Here is a 22,851-nt window from a genome sequence, read left to right as displayed (position 1 = left end):
TTTCGACCTATTCACGGGGCATTTCGATTCGGTATTTTATGCCCGTGATCATTGAATGAAACGCGCGTGACACCACGCGCGTTTCGCCGCCCGATATCGACGGTTGCGGCGGATGAAGCAGCGTTCAGGCGGCCGATGCACGCCATTCCGCGTCGAGCGCGGCGACCAGCTGCGACGTCGTCAGCGCATCGCCGCGCCGCCGCGCGAGCGGCGCGCCCTGTCCGGCCCACAGCGACAGGTAGTCGCCGTCGTTCGCGCGCGCGGCGGCCTGGCGCAGCGGCTGGGTCAGCGCATTCTGCACCGGATACGGTGCGGCGTCGGCCACGTGCTCGCCGAGCCGCGCCATCAGCGTGTTGCGCAGCCCGCGTGCATGACGGCCGGTGATCGCGCGCGTGACCTGCGTCGACGTATCGGCGCTCGCGAGCAGCCGCGCCTTCCAGTCCGCCGCGATCGCGCTTTCCGCGCACGTGAGGAACGCGGTGCCGAGTTGCGCGCCCTGCGCGCCGAGCGCGAGCGCGGCCGCGATGCCGCGGCCGTCCATGATCCCGCCCGCGGCAAGCACGGGCAGGCCCGTCGCGTCGGCGAGCTGCGGGACGAGCGCGAACGTGCCGATCAGCGCATCGTCGGCGCAACCGATGAAGGTGCCGCGATGGCCGCCCGCCTCGGCGCCCTGCGCGGACAGCGCGTCGGCGCCGGCCGCCTGCCACGCGAGCCCTTCGGCCACGTGCGTCGCCGTGCCGATCACATACGTGCCGACGGCTTTCAGGCGCGCGACGTCGGCCGCGTCGAGCACGCCGAACGTGAAGCTCGCGACCGGCACGCGCAGCGCGACGAGCGCATCGAGCTGCGCGCGGAAATCGGGTGCGTAGCGCGCCGGCGCCGTGCCCGGCGGCAAGCCGAGCGTCGCGTTCAGCGGGTCGATCGCCGCCAGTGCGCGCGCGAGCGTCGCCGCATCGGGCGCGACGTCGGGCAGCACGAACAGGTTGATCGCGAACGGGCGATCGGTCGCCGCGCGGATCGCGGCGACTTCGGCCGCGAGGCGCTCGGGCGCGAGCGCGCCGGCGCCGAGGCTGCCGAGCGCACCGGCATTCGACGCGGCCGCGACCATCGCGGTCGTGGTCGCGCCGACCATCGGCGCCTGCACGAGCGGCAGGCGCAAGCCGAAGCGTTCGGAAAAGGGCGTGGAAAACGAGCGGGAAGACATGGCGAATCCTTCGATGACGATGCGCGAAAGCGCTTTGTAAAGGCCGACACATCGACTCTATCGAAGCGGCGCGGCGCCGAAAAATGAATAATCGAGATCGAAACGATCGCTGCGCGAGAAGCGGCCGCGCGCGCTGCAGCACAGCACGATTGGTGGCACACTAGGCCGCCCTCTTTTTACCCCCGGGGCGCCTCGCGCACCCCGCACGCCAGGAGTTCAGAACGTGACTGCCCAATGGATCGACATCCCGACCGGTAACGACAGCTTCGGCGGCTATCTCGCACTGCCCAAGCGCGGCAAGGGCCCTGCCGTCATCATCATCCAGGAGATCTTCGGCGTGAACTCGCACATCCGTGCGGTCGCCGACCAGTACGCGGCCGACGGCTTCGTCGCGCTCGCGCCGGACGTGTTCTGGCGCACGCAGCCGCGCGTCGAGCTGACCTACGAGGGCGCGGATCGCGACAAGGGCATCGAGCTGATGAAGAAGACCGACGTGGGTCTCGCGGTCGCGGACATCGGCGCGGCGGCCGACGCGTTGCGCGCACGCCCCGAAGTGAGCGGCAAGCTCGCCGCGATCGGCTACTGCTTCGGCGGCCAGATCGCGTACCGCGCGGCGGCGACCGGCAAGCTCGACGCGGCGGTCGCCTATTACGGCGGCGGCATCCAGAACGCGCTCGATCTCGCCGGCCAGGTCACGCAGCCGATCCTGTTCCACTACGCGGAAAACGACCACGGCATTCCGCTCACCGCCGTCGACCAGGTGAAGGCCGCGTTCGCCGGCCACGGCGATGCGTCGTTCCACGTCTACCCGGGCGCCGAGCACGGCTTCAACTGCACGGACCGCGCCTCGTACAACCAGCGCGCGGCGGCGCTCGCGCACGGCCGCACGTTGACCTTCCTCGCCGAGCACCTTTAAAAAGGCACGGCCGCGGGCTCGCCACGCCGGGCCCGCGTTATGCTCGCACCATCGCCACGAGTCACACGGGGGTGACCGCGATGCACTCGGACTATCTCGCGCACGACGCAATCGGCCTCGCCGCGCTCGTGCGCGACCGCCACGCCAGCCCGCGCGAACTGCTCGACGCCGCGATCGGTCAGGCCGAAGCGGTCAACGGCGCGATCAACGCGATCGTGCTGCAGGACTACGAAGCCGCGCGCGAGCGTGCGGCGGCCGCGCCCGAGCCGGGCGCCGACGCGCCGTTCGCGGGCGTCCCGTATCTCGTCAAGGATCTCGGCGCGGCGGTCGCCGGGCTGCCGCTGTCGATGGGCAGCCGGCACTACCGTTACTTCGTGCCGGCCGACGATTCTCCGGTGATCGCGCGCAGCCGCGCGGCGGGCCTCAACGTGTTCGGCAAAACCAACACGTCCGAGATCGGCCAGATGCCGTACACGGAACCGGAACTGTTCGGTGCGTGCCGCAACCCGTGGAACCTCGATCACACGCCCGGCGGTTCGAGCGGGGGCGCGGCGGCCGCCGTCGCGGCCGGCATCGTGCCGCTCGCGCATGCGTCCGACGGCGGCGGCTCGATCCGCATTCCGGCGTCGTGCTGCGGGCTGTTCGGCCTGAAGCCGAGCCGCAACTCGGTGCTCGTCGACCTGCCGTCGAACGGCGAACTCGTCGTCCAGCACGCGGTGTCGCGCAGCGTGCGCGACAGTGCGCTGCTGCTCGACGTGACGACCGGTCAGACCCTGCCGCCCGGCGCGCCCGGCACCTTCCTCGGCGCGCTCGACACACCGCCCGGCCCGCTGCGGATCGGCCTCGTCGTCGATCCGATGCTCGCGCCGGCGCTCGCCGACGATACGCGCGCGGCGCTCGACGACGCAGCCGCGCTGCTCGAATCGCTCGGCCATCACGTCGAGCCGGCGACGCTGCAAATCGACTACGCGCGCGCGGCCGAAACCTTCCTGACGCTGTGGGCGACGATCGCCGAGGAAATGGTGCTGGGCGCGCGCGAACTGACCGGCCGCACGCCGCGGCGCGGCGAATTCGAGGCCGCGACGTGGGCGATGGCCGTGGTCGGCCGCCGCCTTGCGCGCACGCGGCTGCCCGACGTGCTCGAATGGCAGCGCCAGCTCACCGTGCAGGTCGCCGGTCTCGTGTCGCGCTACGACGCGATCCTGTGCGCGTCGCTCGCCGGGCCGCCGGTGAAGATCGGCGAATTGCAGCCGACGCCGTTCGAATCCGCGCAGATGAAGCTGCTCGCCGCGCTGCCGGTGAAGCCGTTGCTGAAGGAAATGCTCGCGAAGTCGTCGGAGAAGGCGTTCGCCTGGGCCGGCTGCACCGAGCTGTTCAACCTGACCGGCCAGCCGGCGATGTCGGTGCCGCTGTACTGGAATGCGCGCGGGCTGCCGATCGGCGTGCAGTTCGCCGCGCGCCACGCCGACGAAGCGTTGCTGCTCAAGCTTGCGCGGCAGCTCGAACAGGCGCGGCCGTGGTTCGACCGCCGCCCGCCGCTGATGCAGGCGCAGCGCTGACGCGCGCACGTTTTCGCCGCGCGTCACGCTTCACGATAAAAAAGCCCCACCGGCACGAACCGGCGGGGCTTTTAAGCATGCAACCGCGTGACGGCGCTTACACCGCGAGCCGTTCGCAGATCGTGCGCGTCGCGACCGCTGCGTTCAGCGTGTAGAAGTGCAGCCCCGGCACGCCCGCGTCGATCAGGCGCTGGCACAGGCTCGTGACGACGTCCGCGCCGAACGCACGGATCGACTCGCGATCGTCGCCGAAGCTCTCGAGCCGGCGCGCGACCCAGCGCGGCACTTCGGCGCCGCACATCTCGGAGAAGCGCATCAGCTGCGAGAAGTTCGTGATCGGCATGATGCCCGGCACGATCGGCACGTCCACACCCAGCTTGCGCGCATCGTCGACGAAGCGGAAATACGCGTCCGCGTTGAAGAAGTACTGCGTGATCGCGGAATTCGCGCCGGCTTTCACCTTGCGCGCGAAATTCTCGAGATCGGCTTTCGGCGAGCGCGATTGCGGGTGGTACTCCGGGTAGCCCGCGACCTCGATGTGGAACCAGTCGCCATGCTCGGCGCGGATGAAGCTGACGAGCTCGGACGCATAGCGCAGCTCGCCGACCGCGCCCATCCCCGACGGCAGGTCGCCGCGCAGCGCGACGATGTGCCGGATGCCGTGCGAACGGTACTGGTCGAGAATCGCGCGCAGGCTGTCGCGCGACGAGCCGATGCACGACAGGTGCGGGGCGGCCTCGAGGCCGTCCTTCTGCATGTCGAGCACGGTGTCGAGCGTGCCCTGCTGCGTCGATCCGCCGGCGCCGAACGTCACGGAGACGAATTTCGGCTTCAGCGGCAGCAGCTGCGCGCGCGTGGCGCGCAGCTTTTCGACGCCGTCCGCCGTCTTCGGCGGGAAGAATTCAAACGAGAGTTCGATCGGTTTCATGATTCGATGGGGTTGGGCCTCAACCCGCCCGCCCTCAGCCGATGTCGCGCTGGCCGAAGATCAGGGCGGACAGCAGCCACGACACGATGCTGTACAGGATCGAACCGAAGAACGCGGACCAGAACCCCGACACCTCGAAGCCCTTCAGCAGCGACGACGCGAACCAGAAGCACAGCGCGTTCACGACGAGGATGAACACCCCGAGCGTGACGATCGTGACGGGCAGCGTCAGCAGGATCAGCACCGGCCGGATCACCGTGTTGATCAGCCCGAGCACGACCGCGATGATCAGCGCGGTGCCGAAGCTCTTGATGTGGATCGACGGCACGAGGTACGTGATGATCAGCAACGCGAGCGCGTTGATGACCCAGGTGAGGATGAGGCTCATGGAGGGCTCCGGTTCGGTTGTCGATCGGTACGATCGGGGAGCGCCGCCGCGCCGTGCGCCCGCCACGGGCGCGCACGACACGGCGGCGGCCGCGCATCAGTAGCGGTAGTGGTTCGGCTTGAACGGGCCGTCCTTCTGCACGCCGATGTACGAAGCCTGCTCGTCCGACAGCACCGACAGGTTCGCGCCGATGCGCGCGAGGTGCAGGCGCGCGACCTTTTCATCGAGATGCTTCGGCAGCACGTACACCTTGTTCTCGTACTCGTTGCCGCGCACGAACAGCTCGATCTGCGCGAGCGTCTGGTTCGCGAACGAGTTCGACATCACGAACGACGGGTGGCCGGTCGCGCAGCCGAGGTTCACGAGGCGGCCTTCCGCCAGCAGGATCACGCGCTTGCCGTCCGGGAAGATGATGTGGTCAACCTGCGGCTTGATGTTTTCCCACTGGTACTGGCGGGTCGACGCGACGTCGATTTCCGAGTCGAAGTGGCCGATGTTGCAGACGATCGCGTTGTGACGCATCGCCTTCATGTGATCGTGGTTGATCACGTGGTAGTTGCCGGTCGCCGTCACGAAGATGTCGGCCTTGTCCGCCGCGTATTCCATCGTCACGACGCGGTAGCCTTCCATCGCCGCCTGCAGCGCGCAGATCGGATCGATTTCGGTGACCCACACGGTCGCGCCCAGGCCGCGCAGCGACTGCGCGCAACCCTTGCCCACGTCGCCGTAGCCCGCGACGACCGCGACCTTGCCCGCGATCATCACGTCGGTCGCGCGCTTGATGCCGTCGACGAGCGACTCGCGGCAGCCGTACAGGTTGTCGAACTTCGACTTCGTGACCGAATCGTTCACGTTGAACGCCGGGAACGGCAGGCGGCCGTCCTTTTCCATCTGGTACAGGCGGTGCACGCCGGTCGTGGTTTCTTCGGTCACGCCCTTGATGTGCGCGAGGCGCTTCGAGTACCAGTTCGCGTCGACGTCGAGGTGCGCCGCGATCGACTTGTACAGCGCGACTTCTTCCTCGTTGGTCGGCTTCGCGATCACCGAACGGTCCTGCTCGGCCTTCGAGCCGAGGATCAGCAGCAGCGTTGCGTCGCCGCCGTCGTCGAGGATCATGTTCGCGAATTCGCCGTTCGGCCATTCGAAGATGCGGTGCGAGAACTCCCAGTATTCGTCGAGCGATTCGCCCTTGAACGCGAACACCGGCGTGCCGGCTTCGACGATCGCGGCCGCGGCGTGATCCTGGGTCGAGAAGATGTTGCACGACGCCCAGCGGACGTCCGCGCCGAGCGCCTTCAGCGTCTCGATCAGCACGCCCGTCTGGATCGTCATGTGCAGCGAGCCGGCGATGCGCGCGCCCTTCAGCGGCTGCTGCGCCTTGTATTCGTCGCGGATCTGCACGAGACCCGGCATTTCGGTCTCGGCGATGTTCAGTTCCTTGCGGCCCCAGCCGGCCAGCGCCATGTCGGCGACGACGTAATCGTGGGAAGCCTTGGAATCGATAATGGCGTTCATCACGCCCTCCTTTCTAAAAAGTTTCTAGATTGGTGACGTGAGCGCCGTTCAGGAAGCGGGGCCGGCGCGAAAAAACCGCTGCACGGCTGCTTGGTGAAGCCTTCCGAGCCTGGCGGACGCTGGATGGTCCGTCGCAACGCTCCTCGGAAAACGGAGGGGATTGTAGCAAATCGGCGCGCGAAATGCGCAAGCGCCGCGCAACCGCGGCACGGGCGCGCGGCGTCGGCGCGCGCGGCCGCGGTAAAGGGTCAGGACTCGGCGCCGACCCACGCCTGTTCGCGCAGCCGCGCACGCAGGCGCGCGACGGCCTGGCTGTGCAACTGGCACACGCGCGATTCGCTCACCTCGAGCACCGCGCCGATCTCGCGCAGATTCAGACCCCGTTCGTAGTACAGCGACATCAGCAGCTTCTCGCGCTCCGGCAGCCGCTCGATCGCCTCGACGAGCGCCTCGCGCAGATGGTCGTCGAGCAGCGCCGACAGCGGATCGGCATGATCGACGCGATAACGGTCGAGGAACGGCTCGTCGTCGGCCGCGCGGTCGAAATCCTCGTAGTAGATGAGCTGGCTGCCGTGCAGGTCCTGCAGCATCCCCTGGTATTCGTCGAGCGGCATGTTCAGGTGCTGCGCGATCTCGGTCTCGCTCGCCGAGCGGCCGAGGTGCTGCTCGACCTGGTGCACCGCGTGCTCGACCTCGCGCGACGTCTTGCGCAGGCTGCGCGGCAGCCAGTCGTTGCTGCGCAGCTCGTCGAGCATCGCGCCGCGGATGCGCTGCGTCGCGTAGGTCTCGAACTGCGCGCCCTGGTCTTCCTTGTAGCGGCCGGCCGCATCCATCAGTCCGATCATGCCGGCCTGGATCAGGTCGTCGAGATCGACGCTCGCCGGCATCTTCGCGACGAGCTGCAGCCCGAGGCGACGCACGAGCGGCGCGTATTGCGCGAGCACGTCGGCCTGGGACATCTTTCCTTGAGCGTTGTACATCATGGCTCCCTCCTTCGGGTGGCGCTCACGCGGCGTGTGCCGCGCCCGCCTCATACGACGGCTTGCCGCCGGCGTGGACCGCGCGGCCCGCACCCGAACGCGGGCGCATCGGCCAGTACAACAGGTCGGCGGCAATCTGCCGGTAATCGCGCGCGGCAGCCGACGACGGAAACGCGTCGACCACCGCATGCATCAGTTCTCGGGCGTGCTCGACGAGCGGATCGGCGCTCACGCAGCCCGCGTCGGCGATCGACACGGTCAGGTAGCGGCTCGCGACGCCCGCGAGGTTGTCGAAGGCCGTCTTCGCGTCCGCGTGGCTGCCGACCTGATTGGTCAGCACGCGGAACTGCGCGAGCGCGTGCGCGAAATGCAGCCGCTTCATGCACGCATACGCCTCGGTGATCGCCTGCGCGGCGACTCGCGTGACGATCAGCACGTCGTGGGCTTCGCGCGCGAGCGCCGAGAACGACCCGTCGGCGCCGAGCTGCGCGTCGACGAGCACGATGTCGGCCGGGCCGTCGATGAAGTCGCTCAGTTGCGCGTCGCTGTAGCCGGCGCGCGCGAGCCGCGCGGCGCCGCACAGGCCGAAGCCGGCCGCCACCCGCGTGCGTTCGCCGTCGCGCAGCCACGCGCCGGCGAGCGTCGCGCTGGCCGAATGCACGTCGGCGCGTTCGTCGACGACGAGCACGTCCTTGCCGAGCGACGCGAGCGCCGCCGCGAGGTTCACCACGGTGGACGTGCAGCCGACGCCCACCGGGCCGCCCGTCACCGCGACGATGCGCGACGCGCGCCCGGCCAGCAGGCGTCGCAGCCCTTCGGCCTGGTCGATGATCCGTTTATCCAAATCGCACCTCGTGCAGCTCGGCGGTGGAACGTGCGGTCAGGGCGGAAAGCAGCGTCGGCATGTCCTCGTCTTGCGGCACGAAGGGCGAGCCGTCGCGCGGCACACAGAACGCGCTCTTCAGCAGGAATTTGGTCGATGCGACGTACAGGTTCTCCGGCACCTTCTGGCCGGTCGACACGTAGTGGACCGGCAGCTTGTAGCGGATCACCGTGTCGAGCACGCCGCCGAGGTGAGTTGCCTCGTCGAGCTTGGTGAGGATGCAGCCGGCCAGATCAGGATGCTCGCCCGCGCTGCGGTACGCCTGCACGACTTCGTTCAGCGTGTCGCCGTGGCTCGTCGCGTTGAGCAGCAGCAGGCGCTGCACCGGCGCGTTCGCGCCGTGCAGCATCGCGATCTGGTCGGACACCGCGCGGTCGCGCTGGCTCATGCCGATCGTGTCGATCAGCACGATGTGCTTGTTGCGCAGCTCGGACAGCGCGAGCGCGAGGTCGCCCGCATCCTTCACGGCGTGAACCGGCACGCCGAGAATCTTGCCGAAGATGCGCAGTTGCTCGTGGCCGCCGATCCGGTAGCTGTCGGTGGTCAGCAGCGCGACCTTGCTCGCGCCGAAGCGCATCACGCAGCGCGCCGCCAGCTTCGCGGTGGTGGTCGTCTTGCCGACGCCGGTCGGCCCCATCAGCGCGAACACGCCGCCGCGCTCCATCAGCGCGTCCTCGCTGTCGAGCACCGGCAGGTTCGACGCGAGCACCGACTGCGCCCATTCGGCGGCCTGCTCGAAGGTCTGCGCGCCGTCGCCGGACGGCAGGTTGTCGACCAGCATCCGCACGAGCTGCGCGGAGAAGCCGGCCGAGAACAGGTGCTTCGTCAGCGCACCGTGGACGGCGCTGCGACGCTGGCGATCGTGCCACATCAGGCTGTCGAACTGCTCTTCCATCATCCCGCGCAGCTCGCCGAGCTCCTGCATCACGGTATCGTTGACGATCCGCTCGATGCGCGACTTCACCGCATCGGCCACCGCGGCGGCCGTGTCGGCGGACAGGCGCGTGCGCTCCGTCGCCTTGGCGGCGTACGCGGCGCCCGTCTCGGGGGCGCGGTTCGCGGCGGCCGGCGATCCGGCGGCCGGCATCCGGCGTTCGGCGTCGCGCACGATGTCGCGCGCCCAGTCGGGCGGCGGCGCTCCGGCCGCGGCTTGCGGCGCGGGCGCGCTCGCCCGCGGCTCGGCAGATGCCTGCGCACGGGCCATCAGCGCGTCGCGCTGCTGCATCAGGCGTTTCGCGTGCTCGACCAGCCACGGCGCGGGTTCGGAAGGGGCGGCCGGCGTACCGGCGGCCGGCGTACCAGCGGCAGGCGCGCCTGCGGCCGCCGCGGCGATCGACGACGCTGCTGCCGGCTCGTCCGCATCGATCGACGAAGCATGCACGTCGAGCTCTTGCGCGTCGGCGCTCGCGCCGAACACGGACGAGAACACGTCCGGCAGGCCGCCCGCGCCCGCCGCATACGGATTGACGGCCGGGCGCGGCGCACTGCCCGGGCGCGACACGATGCCCTGCACGGCGGCCGCCGGCACGGATTCCGGCAGACGCGACGTCGCGAGACGCGGACGCGCGGCCGGCGGCGCCACCGCGGCGAGATCCGAATCGGCGAGTGCAACGATTTCCACACTGCCGTCATCGAGCGTGCGGTTCGACAGCACGACCGCGTCGGCGCCGAGCGCCTCGCGCACGAGACGAAGTGCGTCGCGGCTCGTTGCGCCGGTGAATTTGCGAATGTTCAAGCGGAACCCCCGATGACGTTAACGACTTTGATCGTGCGTGTGTCCGGCACTTCGGCATACGACAGCACTTTCAATTGCGGCAGGCTGCGGCGCAGGAAACGCGCGAGCATCGCGCGCAGCGCGTGCTGCACGAGCAGCACGGGCGGCAGCCCGAGATTCTGTTGACGCAGCATCGCTTGCTGCGTGCCGGTCAGAAGGTTGTGCGCGAGGCCAGGCTCGAGGCCCGGGTTCGCGCCGGTGGCGAGCGCCTGCGACAGCACGCGCTCCAGATTCGCGTCGAGGCCCATCACCTGCATTTCGCCGGCGCCCGGATACCACTGCTGCGTGATCGCGCGGCCGAGCGAGAGCCGCACCGCGGCCGTGATCTCGTACGCGTCGCCGCGGCCCGCATGCTCGGACACGGCCTCGAGGATCGTGCGCATGTCGCGGATCGGCACGCCTTCCTCGAGCAGGTTCTGCAGCACTTTCTGCAGCGTGGTGAGCGAGATCGTCTTCGGCACGAGGTCCTCGACGAGCGACGGCGCGTCCTTGCCGGTGCGCTCGACGAGCGCCTGCACTTCCTGGCGGCCGAGCAGCTCGGCCGCGTGCTGGACGACCAGATGGTTCAGGTGCGTCGCGACGACCGTGCTCGCGTCGACCACCGTGTAGCCGTACACCTGCGCCTGCTCGCGCATCGCGACGTCGATCCACACGGCCGGCAGCCCGAACGCGGGATCCTGCGTGACGGCGCCCGGCAGCGCGGCCGTGACCTGGCCCGGGTTGATCGCGAGCCACTGGCCCGGGAACACTTCGCCGACGCCGATCTCGACGCCCTTCAGCGCGATCCGGTACGCGTTCGGACGCAGTTCGAGGTTGTCGCGGATATGGATCACCGGCGGCAGGAAGCCGATTTCCTGCGCGAATTTCTTGCGGATGCTCTTGATGCGCTTGAGCAGCTCGCCGTCGCTGTTCTTGTCGACGAGCGGAATCAGCCGGTAGCCGACTTCGAGGCCGAGCGGGTCGATCAGCTGCACGTCGTCCCAGGTCGCTTCGTGGCTGTCGGCCGGCAGCACGGCGGGCGGGGCGATGTCGGTCACGTCGCCGGCCGCCTTGCGGGCCGCCGCGCGCTTGGTCAGCGTGCGCGCCAGCCAGATCGCGCCGCCGCCGAGCGCGAGGAACGCGAAGTGCGGCATCCCGGGGATCAGTCCCATCAGCACGATGATCGCGCCGGTGATGTTCAGCACGCGCGGGTTCGTGAACAACTGGCCGGTGATCTGCGTGCCGATGTCCTCGTCGGTCGCGACGCGCGACACGATCACGCCGGCCGCGGTCGAGATCACGAGCGACGGGATCTGCGCGACGAGGCCGTCGCCGATCGTCAGCAGCGTGTAGTTGGTGCCGGCCGCCGCGAAGCTCATGTCGTGCTGGACCATCCCGACGATCAGCCCGCCGATCACGTTGATCGCCATGATGATCAGGCCGGCGATCGCGTCGCCGCGCACGAACTTCGACGCGCCGTCCATCGACCCGTAGAACTCGGCTTCCTGCGATACCGCAAGGCGCCGCTTGCGCGCCTGTTCCTCGTTGATGAGGCCCGCGTTCAGGTCGGCGTCGATCGCCATCTGTTTGCCGGGCATCGCGTCGAGCGTGAAGCGCGCGGATACTTCGGCGATCCGCCCCGCGCCCTTCGTGATCACCATGAAGTTGATGATCATCAGGATCACGAACACCACGATGCCGACCGCGAAGTTGCCGCCGACGAGGAAGTGGCCGAACGCCTCGATCACCTGGCCGGCCGCGTCCGGGCCGGTGTGCCCTTCGAGCAGCACGACGCGCGTCGACGCGACGTTCAGCGACAGGCGCAACAGCGTCGAGAACAGCAGCACGCTCGGGAACGCCGCGAAATCGAGCGGCTTCATCGTGTACATGCTGACGAGCAGCACCATCACGGACAGCGCGATGTTGAACGTGAACAGCAGATCCAGCAGCATCGGCGGCAGCGGCAGGATCATCATCCCCAGGATCATGCAGATGAGGATCGGGCCCGCGAGCGCGCGCAGATTCGTGCCCGCGAACGGGTTCGGGCGCTTCGCGAACAGGCCGGTCGGGGTGCTCATGCGGAAGCTCCTTGCGTGCCGAGCGTGTCCTCGGCTTCCTCGCGTTCATCGTCGGCGGGCACCGACGTGCCCTTGTCGAGTTCGGCCGGCACGTCGAGATCGACCGGCACCGCGGGGAACGCGCCGCCTTCCGAACGGAAGCGCTTGAGCTGGTACACCCATGCGAGCACTTCGGCGACGGCCGAGTACAGCGAGCCGGGAATCTCGCGTTCGATTTCGACGTTGTGATACAGCGCACGCGCGAGCGGCGGCGCCTCGAGCAGCGGCACGTTGTGCTCGGCCGCGAGTTCGCGGATGCGCGCGGCGACGAGGTTCACGCCCTTCGCGACGACCTTCGGCGCGCGCATCTCGCCGTCCGTGTATTGCAGCGCAACCGCGAAGTGCGTCGGGTTCGTGACGACCACGTCGGCCTTCGGCACGGCCGCCATCATCCGGCGGCGCGCGATCGCGCGCTGCTGCTGGCGGATTCGTCCCTTCACGTGCGGATCGCCTTCGTTCTCGCGATGCTCGCGCTTCACTTCTTCCTTCGTCATGCGCAACTTCTTGTTGTACTGCCAGAGTTGGTAAGGCACGTCGAGCCCGGCGACCACCAGCATCCCGGCGACCGTCGTGCCGCAGCACACGGCGACCAGATGCAGCGCATCGGGCAGCGCGGCGCCGAGCGGCTGCGTCGCGAGACCGAGCAGTTCGTCCTTGCTGCGCCAGATCGCGATGCCGCCGATCCCGCCGACGACCAGCGTCTTCGCGACCGACATCCCGAGCTGGATCGGCCCCTGGATCGAGAAGATCCGGCCGAGGCCCGAGATCGGGTTCAGGCGGTCGAACTTCAGCTCGAACGTCTTTTGCGAAATCAGCCAGCCGCCGAGCGCCATCGGCGCGAGCAGCGCGGCGACGCCGGTGAGCGCGAGCAGCGGCAGCAGCGCGGCGAAGCCTTCGAGGCTCGCGCTGCCGGCCGCCGACAGCATCCGGTTGGTGTCGAACGCGGTCGCGCGATCGAACGTGAACGCGCCGCGCAGCATCGCCTGCAGATGCCCGCCCGACGGGCCCGCGAGCAGCCATGCGCCGTAGAACCCCGCCGCGAGCAGTGCGAACGAAGCCAGTTCGCGCGAACGCGCGACCTGCCCCTCCTCGCGCGCCTTTTCGCGACGCCTGGGAGTGGCGGCTTCGGTCTTGTCGAGATCGCTCTCGTCTGCCACGGGGCCTCCGGTCGGGTACGGCGGAATGCCGCTTTCCAGTGACACCGATTATTCATGGAGGCGTCAAACGCCGATCGGTCGAGCAAAGCCGGGAAAGGGGGGTATTTCGGAGAATCGGGCGAGCGCCGCAAACCAAGCCGGATCGGGGCGCGGAACGATGCGCGGCGCGGCGAAAAAACGGTCCGGGCGGCGCATGCGCGAAGCGGCGGCTCCAAGCGGGACGGCAGCGATGTGATGCCGGGGGAACGGTGAAACGACGGGCGGGGAAGACGCGGGAAATCGGCCCGACGCAACGGCGTCGTGCGTCGTGCGTCGTGCGTCGTGCGTCGTGTGGCGAGCGGCGGGCGTCGTGCCGCAGGTGGCGGATGGTGGGTGGCGGGCGTCGTGCCGCAGGTGGCGGGTGGCGGGTGGCGGGCGGTGGGCGGTGGGCGGTGGGCGGTGGGCGGTGGGCGGGGGCGGTCTCGGGTCTCGGGTCTCGGGTCTCGGGTCTCGGGTCTCGGGTCTCGGGTCTCGGGTCTCGGGTCTCGGGTCTCGGGTCTCCGGCTTCGGGCTTCGGGCTTCGGGCTTCGGGCTTCGGGCTTCGGGGCTTCGGGCCCCGCGCGTCGCGCGGCGGGCGGCGGGCGGCGGGCGGCGGGCGGCGGGCAGCGGGCAGCGGGTGGCGGGCGTCGTGCCGCAGGCGACGGGTGGCGGGACGGGCCGGCCGCCGCCGGCCTGAGCCACCTATATGACCTACGCGACCTAAGCGGATTCGCCTGCCGCCGCCCGCTGCAGCGCGCCGAGATCGAGCTTCTTCATCGTCATCACCTTCGCCATCACGCGCTCGGCGCGGGCCGCATCGCCCGTCATCAGTTCGGCCATCTGCACGGGCACGACCTGCCACGACACGCCGAAGCGGTCGCGCAGCCAGCCGCATTGCTGCGCGCGCTCGTCGCCGCCTTCGGACAGGCGCGCCCAGTAATGGTCGATCTCGTCCTGGTCGCGGCAATTGACGACGAACGACACGGCCGGCGTCATCTGGAACACGGGGCCGCCGTTCAGCGCGACGAACGCCTGCCCGTCGAGCTCGAACGCGACGGTCATCACCGCGCCCTCGGCGTTGCCGGACGCGTGCGCGCCGGCCTTGCCGTAGCGTGCGACGTGCACGATGCGCGCGTTGTCGAACACCGATACGTAGAAACCGGCCGCCGCCTCGGCGTCGCGGTCGAACCACAGGAACGGCGTGATGCGCTGGATACGCGAGTTCATGGCGTTGTCTCCTCGATGTCGTGCCGGCACCGTTGCCGGTCTTACATCGTAGGCGCTATGCCGGCGCCCGGCAGCGATCCGGTCCGTAGCGCACGCCCGGCGCACCGGAATAAAAAGGGGGCGATCGCTCGCCCCCTCGTTCCTGCGTCCGGCCGTGCCGCGTCAGAACGCGACGAACGGCTGCGCGCCGCCGCTTGCGGTCTTGTCCATCCCGAAGTAGATCGTCTTGCCGTAGAAGTGCGGCATGCCGATGTCGAGCCAATTGGACGAGCCGAACGGACCCGCGATGTCGTTGAACGCGAACGTCGACGAGTTCGAGAACAGCGCATCCGCGTTCGCGACCGGCATCGACACGGCGCCCGACGCGCCGTTCTGGCCGGTCAGCGTGGCCGAATAGGCGGTCGTGGCCGATGGGCAGTAGAACTCCGTATTCCTCGAGCAGACCGTCTGCGCCGAATCGTTGAAGAAATACGCGTTCGAGCCCGTATCGAAGAACGCGGTCACGTTGCGCCCCTGGAACGTCGCGCTGACGTCGCCGGTCGTGGTCGACGTCAGCACCGTCTTGCCGCTCAGGTTCGGCAGGCCGAACGTCAGCGTGCCGGTCGCGCTCCCCTGCCCGTTGCTCGAGATGTCGGGCATCTGCACGCTCACGCCGTCGTTGTTCACGAAACGATGCACCGGGTTCGCCACCTGCTGCGCGAGCGGCACCAGCGCGACCGTGCAGCTCGCGTTGTCGCCGTTCGGGCACGCATAGTAGTTGTTGCTCGTCGAGGTCGACGTCGCGCAGGTCGTGCCGCAGTCGTACGGCGCCGGCCCGATGCCGAGGATCCCGTTCGCGCCGAGCGCGCCGGTCGAGTTGGCCGACGCGCCGCCGTTCGTGCACGAGCTCGGCACGTTCGTCGTGCCGAGGTCGCCGATGATCTGCACGGGCAGCGAACTCGCCTGCTCGGTGCCGATCGACAGGTCGACGGTGCGCACCGACCCCCACGTGTAGCTCGACACGAACTTGCCGCATTCGGCGACCGGCGCGCCGCCGCTCGTCACCTGCGGCAGGCTGTCGTGCACGCCCGCCACCGCGCTGCCGACGAGCCGCAGCCCGTAGGACGCGGTATCGACGAGCACGTTGTTGACGATCTGGCAGTTCGACGTGCCGGGCACGCAGACCTTCACGCTGATCGTCGGGATGTTGATCACGTTCGCGGCGCCCGCGCCGACCGTGATGACGGCCGTGTTGCCGCTGTTGCCGTCGGACCCGCCCGAGCCGTTGCCGCCCGTGTTGCCGTTGTTGGCCGAACCGCCGCCGCCATCGCCGCCGCCGCATGCGGTCACGAGCACGGCCGTTGCGGCCAGGAGGCCCAGCACGCCGAGCCAGCGCTTGAATGTACGAGGAATGCTCAAGATCGCTCTCCCGCTGTCACTGGATATCGGTGCCGGCCACGCCGGCAGGCAGCGCCGACGGCAGCCATGCCTGGCCGGAGAAGGCGCCCATGTGGCCGCCCGTCCGGATCACGAGGCCGCTCGTCTCGACGGCCACCGGCGCGCGCCAGCCGCGCGCCTGGTGCGCCGCCTGGACGCCGGCCGTGTACTGCGGGAAATAGCTGCCGAGCAGCGACGCGAGATCCGGCATCGTCGGCCCGTGCCACGCGAGGCCGAACACGCTGCCGGCGGCCGACGTGTATTCGTGGATGACGGTGCCCGATCCGAGCGTGATCTCGCGCACGGTATAGGCGGCCGTGCTCGGCTGCACGCCGTCCGCCGAGCGCATCGCGCGCTGCAGCGCGCGCACGGTGGCGGCCTGATCGTCCGCTGGCGGCGACATCGGCGCGCCGCCCAGTTCCGCGTGTGCGTGGACGGCCCACAGCACACCCATTGCAGCCGTCGCATGCGCGACGGTCCCGCCCAAGCGTTTCAGCTTCACGTTCCCCCCCATGGGACTGGCTTCGTTGCCGACGGCGCCGCCCTCGGCCCGCGCCGCCTGCCAACTTATGAATCTTACGAATGACGCTACGTTGCTGCTGACGCGTAGTATGCCTGCGGAGTGTGGCGAAGTGTCAATTCGACGCAGGATCACGCCGCGCCGCGCAGGGGCGGCGCGCACGGGAAAACGAGGCGGGGACAGGGAATGCGCGCCTCGGGCGGCCCCGCGGAACGGGGCGCCCGGATGCGCCGCGGCAGGTCAGAAGCCGAGGCTCGCGAGCAGGTCGTCGACCTGCCCCTGGTCCTGAACGACGTCGGATTTGCCTTCCGGCGCGATCTGCGGGCCGTTCAGCAGCGATTCGGGGCTGCCGGTCGCGCTGATCTGCTCGGCCGCGAGCGCGGCCGCGGTGGCCGCGAACTGTTCGCGCCGCTCCGGCGCGATGTTCTCGACGAGCACGGTGAGGAGCTGCTGCTCGATCAGGTAGACCATGTCCATGATCTTCTTGATCACCTGCCCGGTCAGATCCTGGAAATCCTGCGCGAGCATGATCTCGAGCAGTTGCGCGCGGGTCGCCGACGTCGACTCCGGCAGCGTGCGCAGGAACGCGCGCGTATCGTCCATCAGCTCGCGCACTTCCGCGTGCTCGATCGGCGCCGCGTACCACTGCGCCCAGCGCGCGTCGAGCGCCTCGGCCTCGTTCTCGATGCGCTCCTGCATCGGCTTCGCGATCTCGATCGCATTCAGCACGCGCACCGCGGCCTGCTCGGTCATCGTCGCGACGTAGCGCAGCCGGTCGCGCGCATCGGGCACGGCTTCCGCCGCACGCTCGACATGCTTGTCGAGCCCGAGCTCGCGCATCGAATCGCGCAGCGTGCGCGTGACGTGGCCGATGCGCGCGAGAATGCGGTCGCTCGGGAAGTCGGCGCCTTCGGGGTGGCTGTCGGCGCTGAACCCCGCGCCGGCGAGCGCCGCATGGATCGGCTCGTTCACGTCAGCTCCCGGCCTTCGCCATCTTGTCGATGATCTTGTTCAGCTTCTCGTCGAGCGTCGCGGCCGTGAACGGTTTCACGACGTAGCCGCTCGCGCCGGCCTGCGCGGCCGCGATGATGTTCTCCTTCTTCGACTCGGCCGTGACCATCAGCACCGGCAGGTGCGTGAGCGTCGCGTCCGCGCGGATTTCCTTCAGCATCGCGAGGCCGTCGAGGTTCGGCATGTTCCAGTCCGAGATCACGAATTCGAAGCCGCCGCCGCGCAGCCGGGCGAGGCCGGCCGCGCCGTCCTCGGCTTCGTCGACGTTCGTGTAGCCCAGTTCCTTGAGCAGGTTGCGGACGATCCGGCGCATCGTCGGGAAATCGTCCACCACCAGGATTTTCATGCTCTTGTCCATCGTCGTTCCTTTCCAGATTCGTTTCGGTCGGGACGCGTATCGTGGCACGCGCCCCGTGACATTCCCTTCACACGCGCTGCACGCGGTCGCCCATCGTCGCCAGGCGCGCCATCACGCGGCGGCTCATGTCGGCGAGCGGCGCGATCTCGTCCGCGCCGCCGAGCGCGATCGCCTCGCGCGGCATCCCGAACACGATGCAGCTCGCTTCGTCCTGCGCGAACGTGTGAGCGCCCGCGCGTTTCATTTCCAGCAGCCCGGCCGCGCCGTCGCGGCCCATCCCGGTGAGGATCACGCCGATCGCGTTCTTGCCCGCGTGCGTCGCCGCCGAGCGGAACAGCACGTCGACCGACGGGCGGTGCCGGTTCACCGGCGGCTCGTCCGACAGTTGCGCAATATAGTTCGCGCCGCTTCTCGCGAGCAACAGGTGCGCGTGGCCCGGCGCGATGTACGCATGGCCCGGCAGCACGCGCTCGCCGTGCTCGGCTTCCTTCACCGCGATCCGGCACAGGCCGTTCAGCCGCTGCGCGAACGACTTCGTGAAGCCCGGCGGCATGTGCTGCGCGATCAGCACGGCCGGCGCATCGGGCGGCAGCGGCGTCAGCACTTCGCGGATCGCCTCGGTGCCGCCCGTCGACGCGCCGATGATGATCAGCTTCTCGGTACTGACGAGCGGGTTGTTGATCATCGGCGCGGCCGCGGCGCTGTCCGCCGTGCGCGCGGCGGCCTGCGGCTGCGGCGCCTGGCGCACGCGCGCCCGCGACGCCGCGCGGATCTTGTCGGCGAGCTTTTCCGCGTAGTCGAGCATCCCGTCGCGAATCCCGACGCGCGGCTTCGTGACGAAATCCACCGCGCCGAGTTCGAGCGCGCGCAGCGTGATTTCCGAGCCGCGCTCGGTCAGCGACGACACCATCACGACCGGCATCGGCCGCAGGCGCATCAGCTTCTCGAGGAAGTCGAGCCCGTCCATGCGCGGCATTTCGACGTCGAGCGTGAGCACGTCGGGGTTGTGCTGCTTGATGAGATCGCGCGCGACGAGCGGATCGGGCGCGGTCGCGCACACCTCCATGTCGGGCTGGCTGTTGATGATCTCGGTCATCAGGCTGCGGATCAGCGCCGAATCGTCGACGCACAACACTTTGATCTTCTGCACTGCGGTCATGCCTCCTGCTTTCTTGATAGGGTCGCCGCGTACGGGGCGGCCGGGCTCCCGGCATGCGGGTTCGCCGTCCGCGCGCCGCCGGCGGCACCGGCCGCGCCGCCGCTGCCGGCCGGCGCGGCGCCGCGCGCACCGAACAGCTCGATGCGCGGGCGCGCCGGTTGCGGCGCCGCAGGCCGCTTCGCGGCGAACAGCTCGACGTGCGCGCGCGTGCGCGCGGCGCGGGCGCGATCGGCCTCGCGCGCGAGCGCGGCTTCGCGCTCGGTCACGCCCGGCACCTGCAGCCGCAGCTTCTTCACCATCGCGCGCCCGCTGTGCGGCATGAACGCGACCTTGCGCGGATGCACGCCCTGCAGGTCTTCCGCGGTGATGCGGATGCGCTCGAGCGCCAGATAGCGGCGCACGAAATCCGCGTTGCGATCGCCGATGTTGATCGTCGTCATCCCGGCCAGCACGGCCGCGCCGCCGAACACCTTCGCCTCGATGCGCTCGCGGCGCCCGCCGGCCTTGATCAGCTCGTTGATCAGCACTTCCATCGCATACGCGCCGTAGCGCATCGATTCCGACGCGGCCGCGCCCGGATCGGCGCCGTCGTCCGGCAGCATGAAGTGGTTCATCCCGCCGATGCCCGCGTACGGATCGTGCAGGCACGCGGCGACGCACGAGCCGAGCACGGTCATCAGCACCATGTCCTCGGACGTCGTGTAGAACTCGTTCGGCAACAGCTTCACGCCGGGGCGCTCGAAGTGGTTGTCGAAGTAGCGATTGGTCGCGATCGGCAGTGCGCTCATCCGCGCTCTCCATGGGCGGGCACGCCGCCCGCGGCCCGCGCGCGCACGGGCGACGGCATCGCGGCCGCCGGCGTGCCGCGCGGCCGTGCACCCTGCGCGGCGTCGCGCGTCAGTTCGTACACCGTCTGCCCGCGCAGCCGGAACGCCGGCGTCACATACGTGAAGTTCTCCGAATGGCCGGCGAACAGCAGCCCGCCCGGCTTCACGAGCGGCTCGAAGCGCGACAGCACCTGCCCCTGCGTCGGCTTGTCGAAATAGATCATCACGTTGCGGCAGAAGATCGCATCGAACGGCTTCGGGATCCCGTAGTCCGCATCGGTCAGGTTCAGCTGCTCGAAGCGGATCATCGCGCGCAGCTCGGGGCGCACCTTCACGCGGCCGGCCTGCGCGCCCGTGCCCTTCAGGAAGAAACGCTTCAGCCGCTCCGGCGACAGGTGCTTGACCTGGTCGTACGTGTAGATGCCGGCTTCGGCCTTCGCGAGCACCTGCGTGTCGAGATCGGTCGCGAGGATCGACGCGCTGCGCGCGGCCGTGTCGCCGAGCGCCTCGATCAGCGTGATCGCGATCGAGTACGGCTCCTCTCCGGTCGACGCCGCCGAGCACCAGACCGATACCGGCGCCGGCCGCGATTTCACGAACTCCGACAGGATCGGGAAATGGTGCGACTCGCGGAAAAACGCCGTCAGGTTGGTCGTCAGCGCGTTGGTGAACGCTTCCCACTCGAGCGGATCGTCTTCCTGCTCGAGCAGGTCGAGGTAGTCGCGGAACGTGTCGAGGCCGCGCGCCCGCAGCCGTCGCGCGAGACGGCTGTAGGCCATGTCGCGCTTGTGCTCGGACAGCGAGATGCCCGCGCGTTGGTGAATCAGCGCACGGATGCGGGCGAAATCCGCGCCGGTGAACGCGAAGTCGCGCCCCGGCTCGCCCGCGCGAGGCGAGGCATCCGGTGCATCGGGTCGAAACGGCGCGCGCGCGTGCGACATGGTTTAGAAGGTCTCCCAGTCGTCATCGGACGCACCGGCGGCCGCCAGCGCCGGCTTCTCGCCGTTCAGCGCCGGGCGCACGAGCGCGGGCTTCGCGCCCGGCTTGTCCGCCGGTGCGGCCGTCTTCGCGAGACGCGGGCCGTAGCCGCCCGCGGCGGCACCGCCACGGGGAGCCGGTGCATCCTTCGGCGTACGCGCGGCGGCATCGGCCGCACGCTTCGGTTCGGGAGCGGCGCCCGCGGCAGCCGCGCGCGACGCCGGCGCGGCGCGCCGTGCCGCCGGTTGGGCCGCGGCCTGCGGCGCCGGCAGCGCGGCAACCGGCGCAGGGTGACGCGATTCCGACGGCAGCGCCGCCGGTTCGTGCGCGACCGGCCGCGCGGCGCCGCGCGCCGGCGCGAGCGCGATGCCGCCCGTGACGCGCCAGCCCGACACGATCGCCTTCATCTGGCGCGTCTGCTCCTCGAGCGACGCGGCCGCGGCGGCCGCCTGCTCGACGAGCGCCGCGTTCTGCTGCGTGACCGCATCCATCTGGCCGACCGCGCGGTTGACCTGCTCGATGCCGGTCGACTGCTCGTCGGACGCGGCGCTGATCTCGCCCATGATGTCGGTCACGCGGCGCACGGCCTGCACGATCTCGTCCATCGTCGAGCCGGCGCGCGCGACGAGCGCCGAGCCGCTGTCGACCTTCTCGGTCGAATCGCCGATCAACTGCTTGATTTCCTTCGCGGCGCTCGCGCTGCGCTGCGCGAGCGAGCGCACCTCGCCCGCGACCACCGCGAAGCCGCGGCCCTGCTCGCCGGCCCGCGCCGCTTCGACGGCCGCGTTCAGCGCGAGGATGTTGGTCTGGAACGCGATGCCTTCGATCGTGCCGATGATGTCGACGACCTTGCCCGAGCTCGCCGCGATGTCCTGCATCGTCGCCACGACCTGGCCGACCACGTCGCCGCCCTGCGTCGCGATGTCCGATGCGTTCACCGCGAGCTGGCTCGCCTGCCGCGCGTTTTCCGCGTTCTGCCGCACGGTGCCCGTCAGTTGCTCCATGCTCGACGCGGTTTCCTGCAGCGACGCGGCCTGCTCCTCGGTGCGCTGCGACAGATCGGTGTTGCCGGTCGCGATCTCGCGCGCGCCGACGTCGATCGACTCGGTGCCGCGATGCACGGCCTGCACCATCGTCGTGACGGCGTCCTGCATCCGCTTGATGCCGCCGAACAGGCGGCCGATCTCGTTGGTGCTGAACACGCCCACCGGCTGCGTGAGATCGCCGCCGGCGATGCGCTCGAAGTGCGCGATCGCGTCTTCCAGCGGCTTGATGATCAGCCCGCGCAGCGCGAAGCGGATCGCGATCACGACGACGAACGCGATCGCGATGCCGGCCGCGATCAGCGCGATCATCATCGAGATCCGCGACTGCGTCTCGGCCTGACGTTCTTCCGCGCGCTTCTGCAGCGCCGCGATCACGGCCGCCGCCGTCTGGTCGAACGCGACGAACATCGGGCTGATCTTCGTGTCGGCGATCGCGTGGTACGCCGCCATGTCGCCCGCGCGCGCCGCGGCGACTTCGGGCTCGACGCCTTCCTTCACGATCGTCGTGTACCGTGCGCTGAGCTCGTCGACGAGCGCCTGCTCGATACCGGGCTTCGGCGTCGACTGGAACGCCTGCCAGTTCTGGTTCGACTTCGCATACAGCTCCTGCGCGCGGTCGAGCACCTTTGTCGCCTCGGCCGCATTGCCGGCTTCGGTCAGCGTACGGAAGCGATCGAGCGCCACGCGCGAGCGCAGCAGGTGCGCGGCCGTGTCGTCGAGCGTGTGGATCGCCGGCAAGTCGACGTGCGCGATCTCGTCGAGCGAGCGGCTCGCGTGATCGAGCGCGTAGAGGCCGAGCCCGCCGACCGCGGCGGTCAGGCACACGAGGATGAGTCCGACCGCCGTGAGCGTCGTGCGGATCGACCAGTTATGCAACATTGCAGATTCTCC

Annotated in this window: 20 protein-coding genes and 1 riboswitch; of the genes, 2 read left to right on the top strand and 18 right to left on the bottom strand. The window is 69.6% G+C overall.

From position 1 onward, the window contains the following. Positions 1-124: 124 nt before the first annotated feature. Positions 125-1,204 carry an NAD(P)H-dependent flavin oxidoreductase gene (locus tag CFB46_RS05125; protein ID WP_089499427.1) on the bottom strand — a complete coding sequence of 360 codons (1,080 nt, stop codon included), beginning with the start codon at positions 1,202-1,204 and terminating at the stop codon, positions 125-127. 223 nt (positions 1,205-1,427) lie between these two features. Between CFB46_RS05125 and CFB46_RS05120 the strand changes: the two genes are divergently transcribed. Together CFB46_RS05120 and CFB46_RS05115 are read left to right on the top strand one after the other, a co-directional pair. Then, positions 1,428-2,120 (top strand): dienelactone hydrolase family protein, encoded by a 693-nt coding sequence (locus tag CFB46_RS05120; protein ID WP_089499426.1) that lies wholly within the window; start codon positions 1,428-1,430, stop codon positions 2,118-2,120. A gap of 80 nt (positions 2,121-2,200) precedes the next feature. Further along, entirely contained in the window at positions 2,201-3,679 is a 1,479-nt protein-coding gene (locus CFB46_RS05115; protein WP_089499462.1) for an amidase, read from the top strand. Positions 3,680-3,776: 97 nt separating this feature from the next. Here CFB46_RS05115 and metF read toward each other — a convergent pair whose 3' ends face one another. The 17 genes from metF to CFB46_RS05025 all read right to left on the bottom strand — a co-directional run bounded on the left by metF (position 3,777) and on the right by CFB46_RS05025 (position 22,839). After that, positions 3,777-4,607, bottom strand: coding sequence for a methylenetetrahydrofolate reductase [NAD(P)H] (gene metF / locus CFB46_RS05110; RefSeq protein ID WP_027783249.1), 831 nt, complete (start codon positions 4,605-4,607; stop codon positions 3,777-3,779). A gap of 34 nt (positions 4,608-4,641) precedes the next feature. Then, on the bottom strand, positions 4,642-4,995 hold the full coding sequence (locus tag CFB46_RS05105) for a phage holin family protein (RefSeq protein ID WP_027783248.1): 354 nt from the start codon (positions 4,993-4,995) through the stop codon (positions 4,642-4,644). 96 nt (positions 4,996-5,091) lie between these two features. Beyond that, positions 5,092-6,510, bottom strand: coding sequence for an adenosylhomocysteinase (ahcY, locus tag CFB46_RS05100; protein WP_027783247.1), 1,419 nt, complete (start codon positions 6,508-6,510; stop codon positions 5,092-5,094). Positions 6,511-6,542: 32 nt separating this feature from the next. Continuing rightward, a riboswitch (S-adenosyl-L-homocysteine riboswitch) is annotated at positions 6,543-6,661 on the bottom strand. A gap of 97 nt (positions 6,662-6,758) precedes the next feature. Continuing rightward, positions 6,759-7,493: an RNA polymerase sigma factor FliA gene (locus tag CFB46_RS05095; protein ID WP_027783246.1), complete on the bottom strand. Its 735-nt coding sequence runs from the start codon at positions 7,491-7,493 to the stop codon at positions 6,759-6,761. A gap of 22 nt (positions 7,494-7,515) precedes the next feature. Then, positions 7,516-8,334: a nucleotide-binding protein gene (locus CFB46_RS05090; protein WP_027783245.1), complete on the bottom strand. Its 819-nt coding sequence runs from the start codon at positions 8,332-8,334 to the stop codon at positions 7,516-7,518. Beyond that, positions 8,327-10,108: a flagellar biosynthesis protein FlhF gene (gene flhF / locus CFB46_RS05085; protein ID WP_089499425.1), complete on the bottom strand. Its 1,782-nt coding sequence runs from the start codon at positions 10,106-10,108 to the stop codon at positions 8,327-8,329. The genes CFB46_RS05090 and flhF overlap by 8 nt, the downstream gene beginning before the upstream one ends. Then, on the bottom strand, positions 10,105-12,204 hold the full coding sequence (flhA, locus tag CFB46_RS05080) for a flagellar biosynthesis protein FlhA (RefSeq protein ID WP_089499424.1): 2,100 nt from the start codon (positions 12,202-12,204) through the stop codon (positions 10,105-10,107). The genes flhF and flhA overlap by 4 nt, the downstream gene beginning before the upstream one ends. Then, positions 12,201-13,400: a flagellar biosynthesis protein FlhB gene (gene flhB, locus CFB46_RS05075; protein ID WP_089499423.1), complete on the bottom strand. Its 1,200-nt coding sequence runs from the start codon at positions 13,398-13,400 to the stop codon at positions 12,201-12,203. The genes flhA and flhB overlap by 4 nt, the downstream gene beginning before the upstream one ends. A gap of 738 nt (positions 13,401-14,138) precedes the next feature. Next, positions 14,139-14,645, bottom strand: coding sequence for a VOC family protein (locus tag CFB46_RS05065; RefSeq protein ID WP_089499422.1), 507 nt, complete (start codon positions 14,643-14,645; stop codon positions 14,139-14,141). A 162-nt stretch (positions 14,646-14,807) separates the two neighbouring features. After that, positions 14,808-16,043: a DUF3443 family protein gene (locus CFB46_RS05060; RefSeq protein WP_089499421.1), complete on the bottom strand. Its 1,236-nt coding sequence runs from the start codon at positions 16,041-16,043 to the stop codon at positions 14,808-14,810. A gap of 16 nt (positions 16,044-16,059) precedes the next feature. Further along, on the bottom strand, positions 16,060-16,563 hold the full coding sequence (locus tag CFB46_RS05055; protein ID WP_027783238.1) for a DUF2844 domain-containing protein: 504 nt from the start codon (positions 16,561-16,563) through the stop codon (positions 16,060-16,062). A gap of 258 nt (positions 16,564-16,821) precedes the next feature. Continuing rightward, complete coding sequence (cheZ, locus tag CFB46_RS05050; protein WP_089499420.1) at positions 16,822-17,553, bottom strand: protein phosphatase CheZ; 732 nt, start codon at positions 17,551-17,553, stop codon at positions 16,822-16,824. A 1-nt stretch (position 17,554) separates the two neighbouring features. Continuing rightward, on the bottom strand, positions 17,555-17,950 hold the full coding sequence (gene cheY / locus CFB46_RS05045; protein ID WP_027783236.1) for a chemotaxis response regulator CheY: 396 nt from the start codon (positions 17,948-17,950) through the stop codon (positions 17,555-17,557). Positions 17,951-18,017: 67 nt separating this feature from the next. After that, a complete protein-coding gene (locus CFB46_RS05040) occupies positions 18,018-19,109 on the bottom strand; it encodes a protein-glutamate methylesterase/protein-glutamine glutaminase (RefSeq protein WP_089499419.1) in 1,092 nt (363 codons plus the stop codon). After that, positions 19,106-19,897 carry a chemoreceptor glutamine deamidase CheD gene (cheD, locus tag CFB46_RS05035; RefSeq protein ID WP_089499418.1) on the bottom strand — a complete coding sequence of 264 codons (792 nt, stop codon included), beginning with the start codon at positions 19,895-19,897 and terminating at the stop codon, positions 19,106-19,108. Before cheD ends, CFB46_RS05040 begins: the two co-directional genes overlap by 4 nt. Further along, a complete protein-coding gene (locus tag CFB46_RS05030; protein ID WP_027783233.1) occupies positions 19,894-20,877 on the bottom strand; it encodes a CheR family methyltransferase in 984 nt (327 codons plus the stop codon). Before CFB46_RS05030 ends, cheD begins: the two co-directional genes overlap by 4 nt. 3 nt (positions 20,878-20,880) lie before the next feature. Next, a complete protein-coding gene (locus CFB46_RS05025; protein WP_089499417.1) occupies positions 20,881-22,839 on the bottom strand; it encodes a methyl-accepting chemotaxis protein in 1,959 nt (652 codons plus the stop codon). Positions 22,840-22,851: the final 12 nt, after the last annotated feature.

The organism is Burkholderia sp. HI2761 (genome assembly GCF_002223355.1).
In the GTDB taxonomy this organism is placed as follows: domain Bacteria; phylum Pseudomonadota; class Gammaproteobacteria; order Burkholderiales; family Burkholderiaceae; genus Burkholderia.
This window is presented reverse-complemented; position numbering and strand designations above follow the sequence as displayed.

What these genes read in the sequence shown, in the direction of transcription:
- CFB46_RS05125 (WP_089499427.1), bottom strand. Translation starts at nt 1,204, where the DNA reads ATGTCTTCCCGCTCGTTTTCCACGCCCTTTTCCGAACGCTTCGGCTTG.
- CFB46_RS05115 (WP_089499462.1), top strand. Translation starts at nt 2,201, where the DNA reads ATGCACTCGGACTATCTCGCGCACGACGCAATCGGCCTCGCCGCGCTC.
- metF (WP_027783249.1), bottom strand. Translation starts at nt 4,607, where the DNA reads ATGAAACCGATCGAACTCTCGTTTGAATTCTTCCCGCCGAAGACGGCG.
- CFB46_RS05105 (WP_027783248.1), bottom strand. Translation starts at nt 4,995, where the DNA reads ATGAGCCTCATCCTCACCTGGGTCATCAACGCGCTCGCGTTGCTGATC.
- ahcY (WP_027783247.1), bottom strand. Translation starts at nt 6,510, where the DNA reads ATGAACGCCATTATCGATTCCAAGGCTTCCCACGATTACGTCGTCGCC.
- CFB46_RS05095 (WP_027783246.1), bottom strand. Translation starts at nt 7,493, where the DNA reads ATGATGTACAACGCTCAAGGAAAGATGTCCCAGGCCGACGTGCTCGCG.
- flhA (WP_089499424.1), bottom strand. Translation starts at nt 12,204, where the DNA reads ATGAGCACCCCGACCGGCCTGTTCGCGAAGCGCCCGAACCCGTTCGCG.
- CFB46_RS05065 (WP_089499422.1), bottom strand. Translation starts at nt 14,645, where the DNA reads ATGAACTCGCGTATCCAGCGCATCACGCCGTTCCTGTGGTTCGACCGC.
- cheY (WP_027783236.1), bottom strand. Translation starts at nt 17,950, where the DNA reads ATGGACAAGAGCATGAAAATCCTGGTGGTGGACGATTTCCCGACGATG.
- CFB46_RS05040 (WP_089499419.1), bottom strand. Translation starts at nt 19,109, where the DNA reads ATGACCGCAGTGCAGAAGATCAAAGTGTTGTGCGTCGACGATTCGGCG.
- cheD (WP_089499418.1), bottom strand. Translation starts at nt 19,897, where the DNA reads ATGAGCGCACTGCCGATCGCGACCAATCGCTACTTCGACAACCACTTC.
- CFB46_RS05030 (WP_027783233.1), bottom strand. Translation starts at nt 20,877, where the DNA reads ATGTCGCACGCGCGCGCGCCGTTTCGACCCGATGCACCGGATGCCTCG.
- CFB46_RS05025 (WP_089499417.1), bottom strand. Translation starts at nt 22,839, where the DNA reads ATGTTGCATAACTGGTCGATCCGCACGACGCTCACGGCGGTCGGACTC.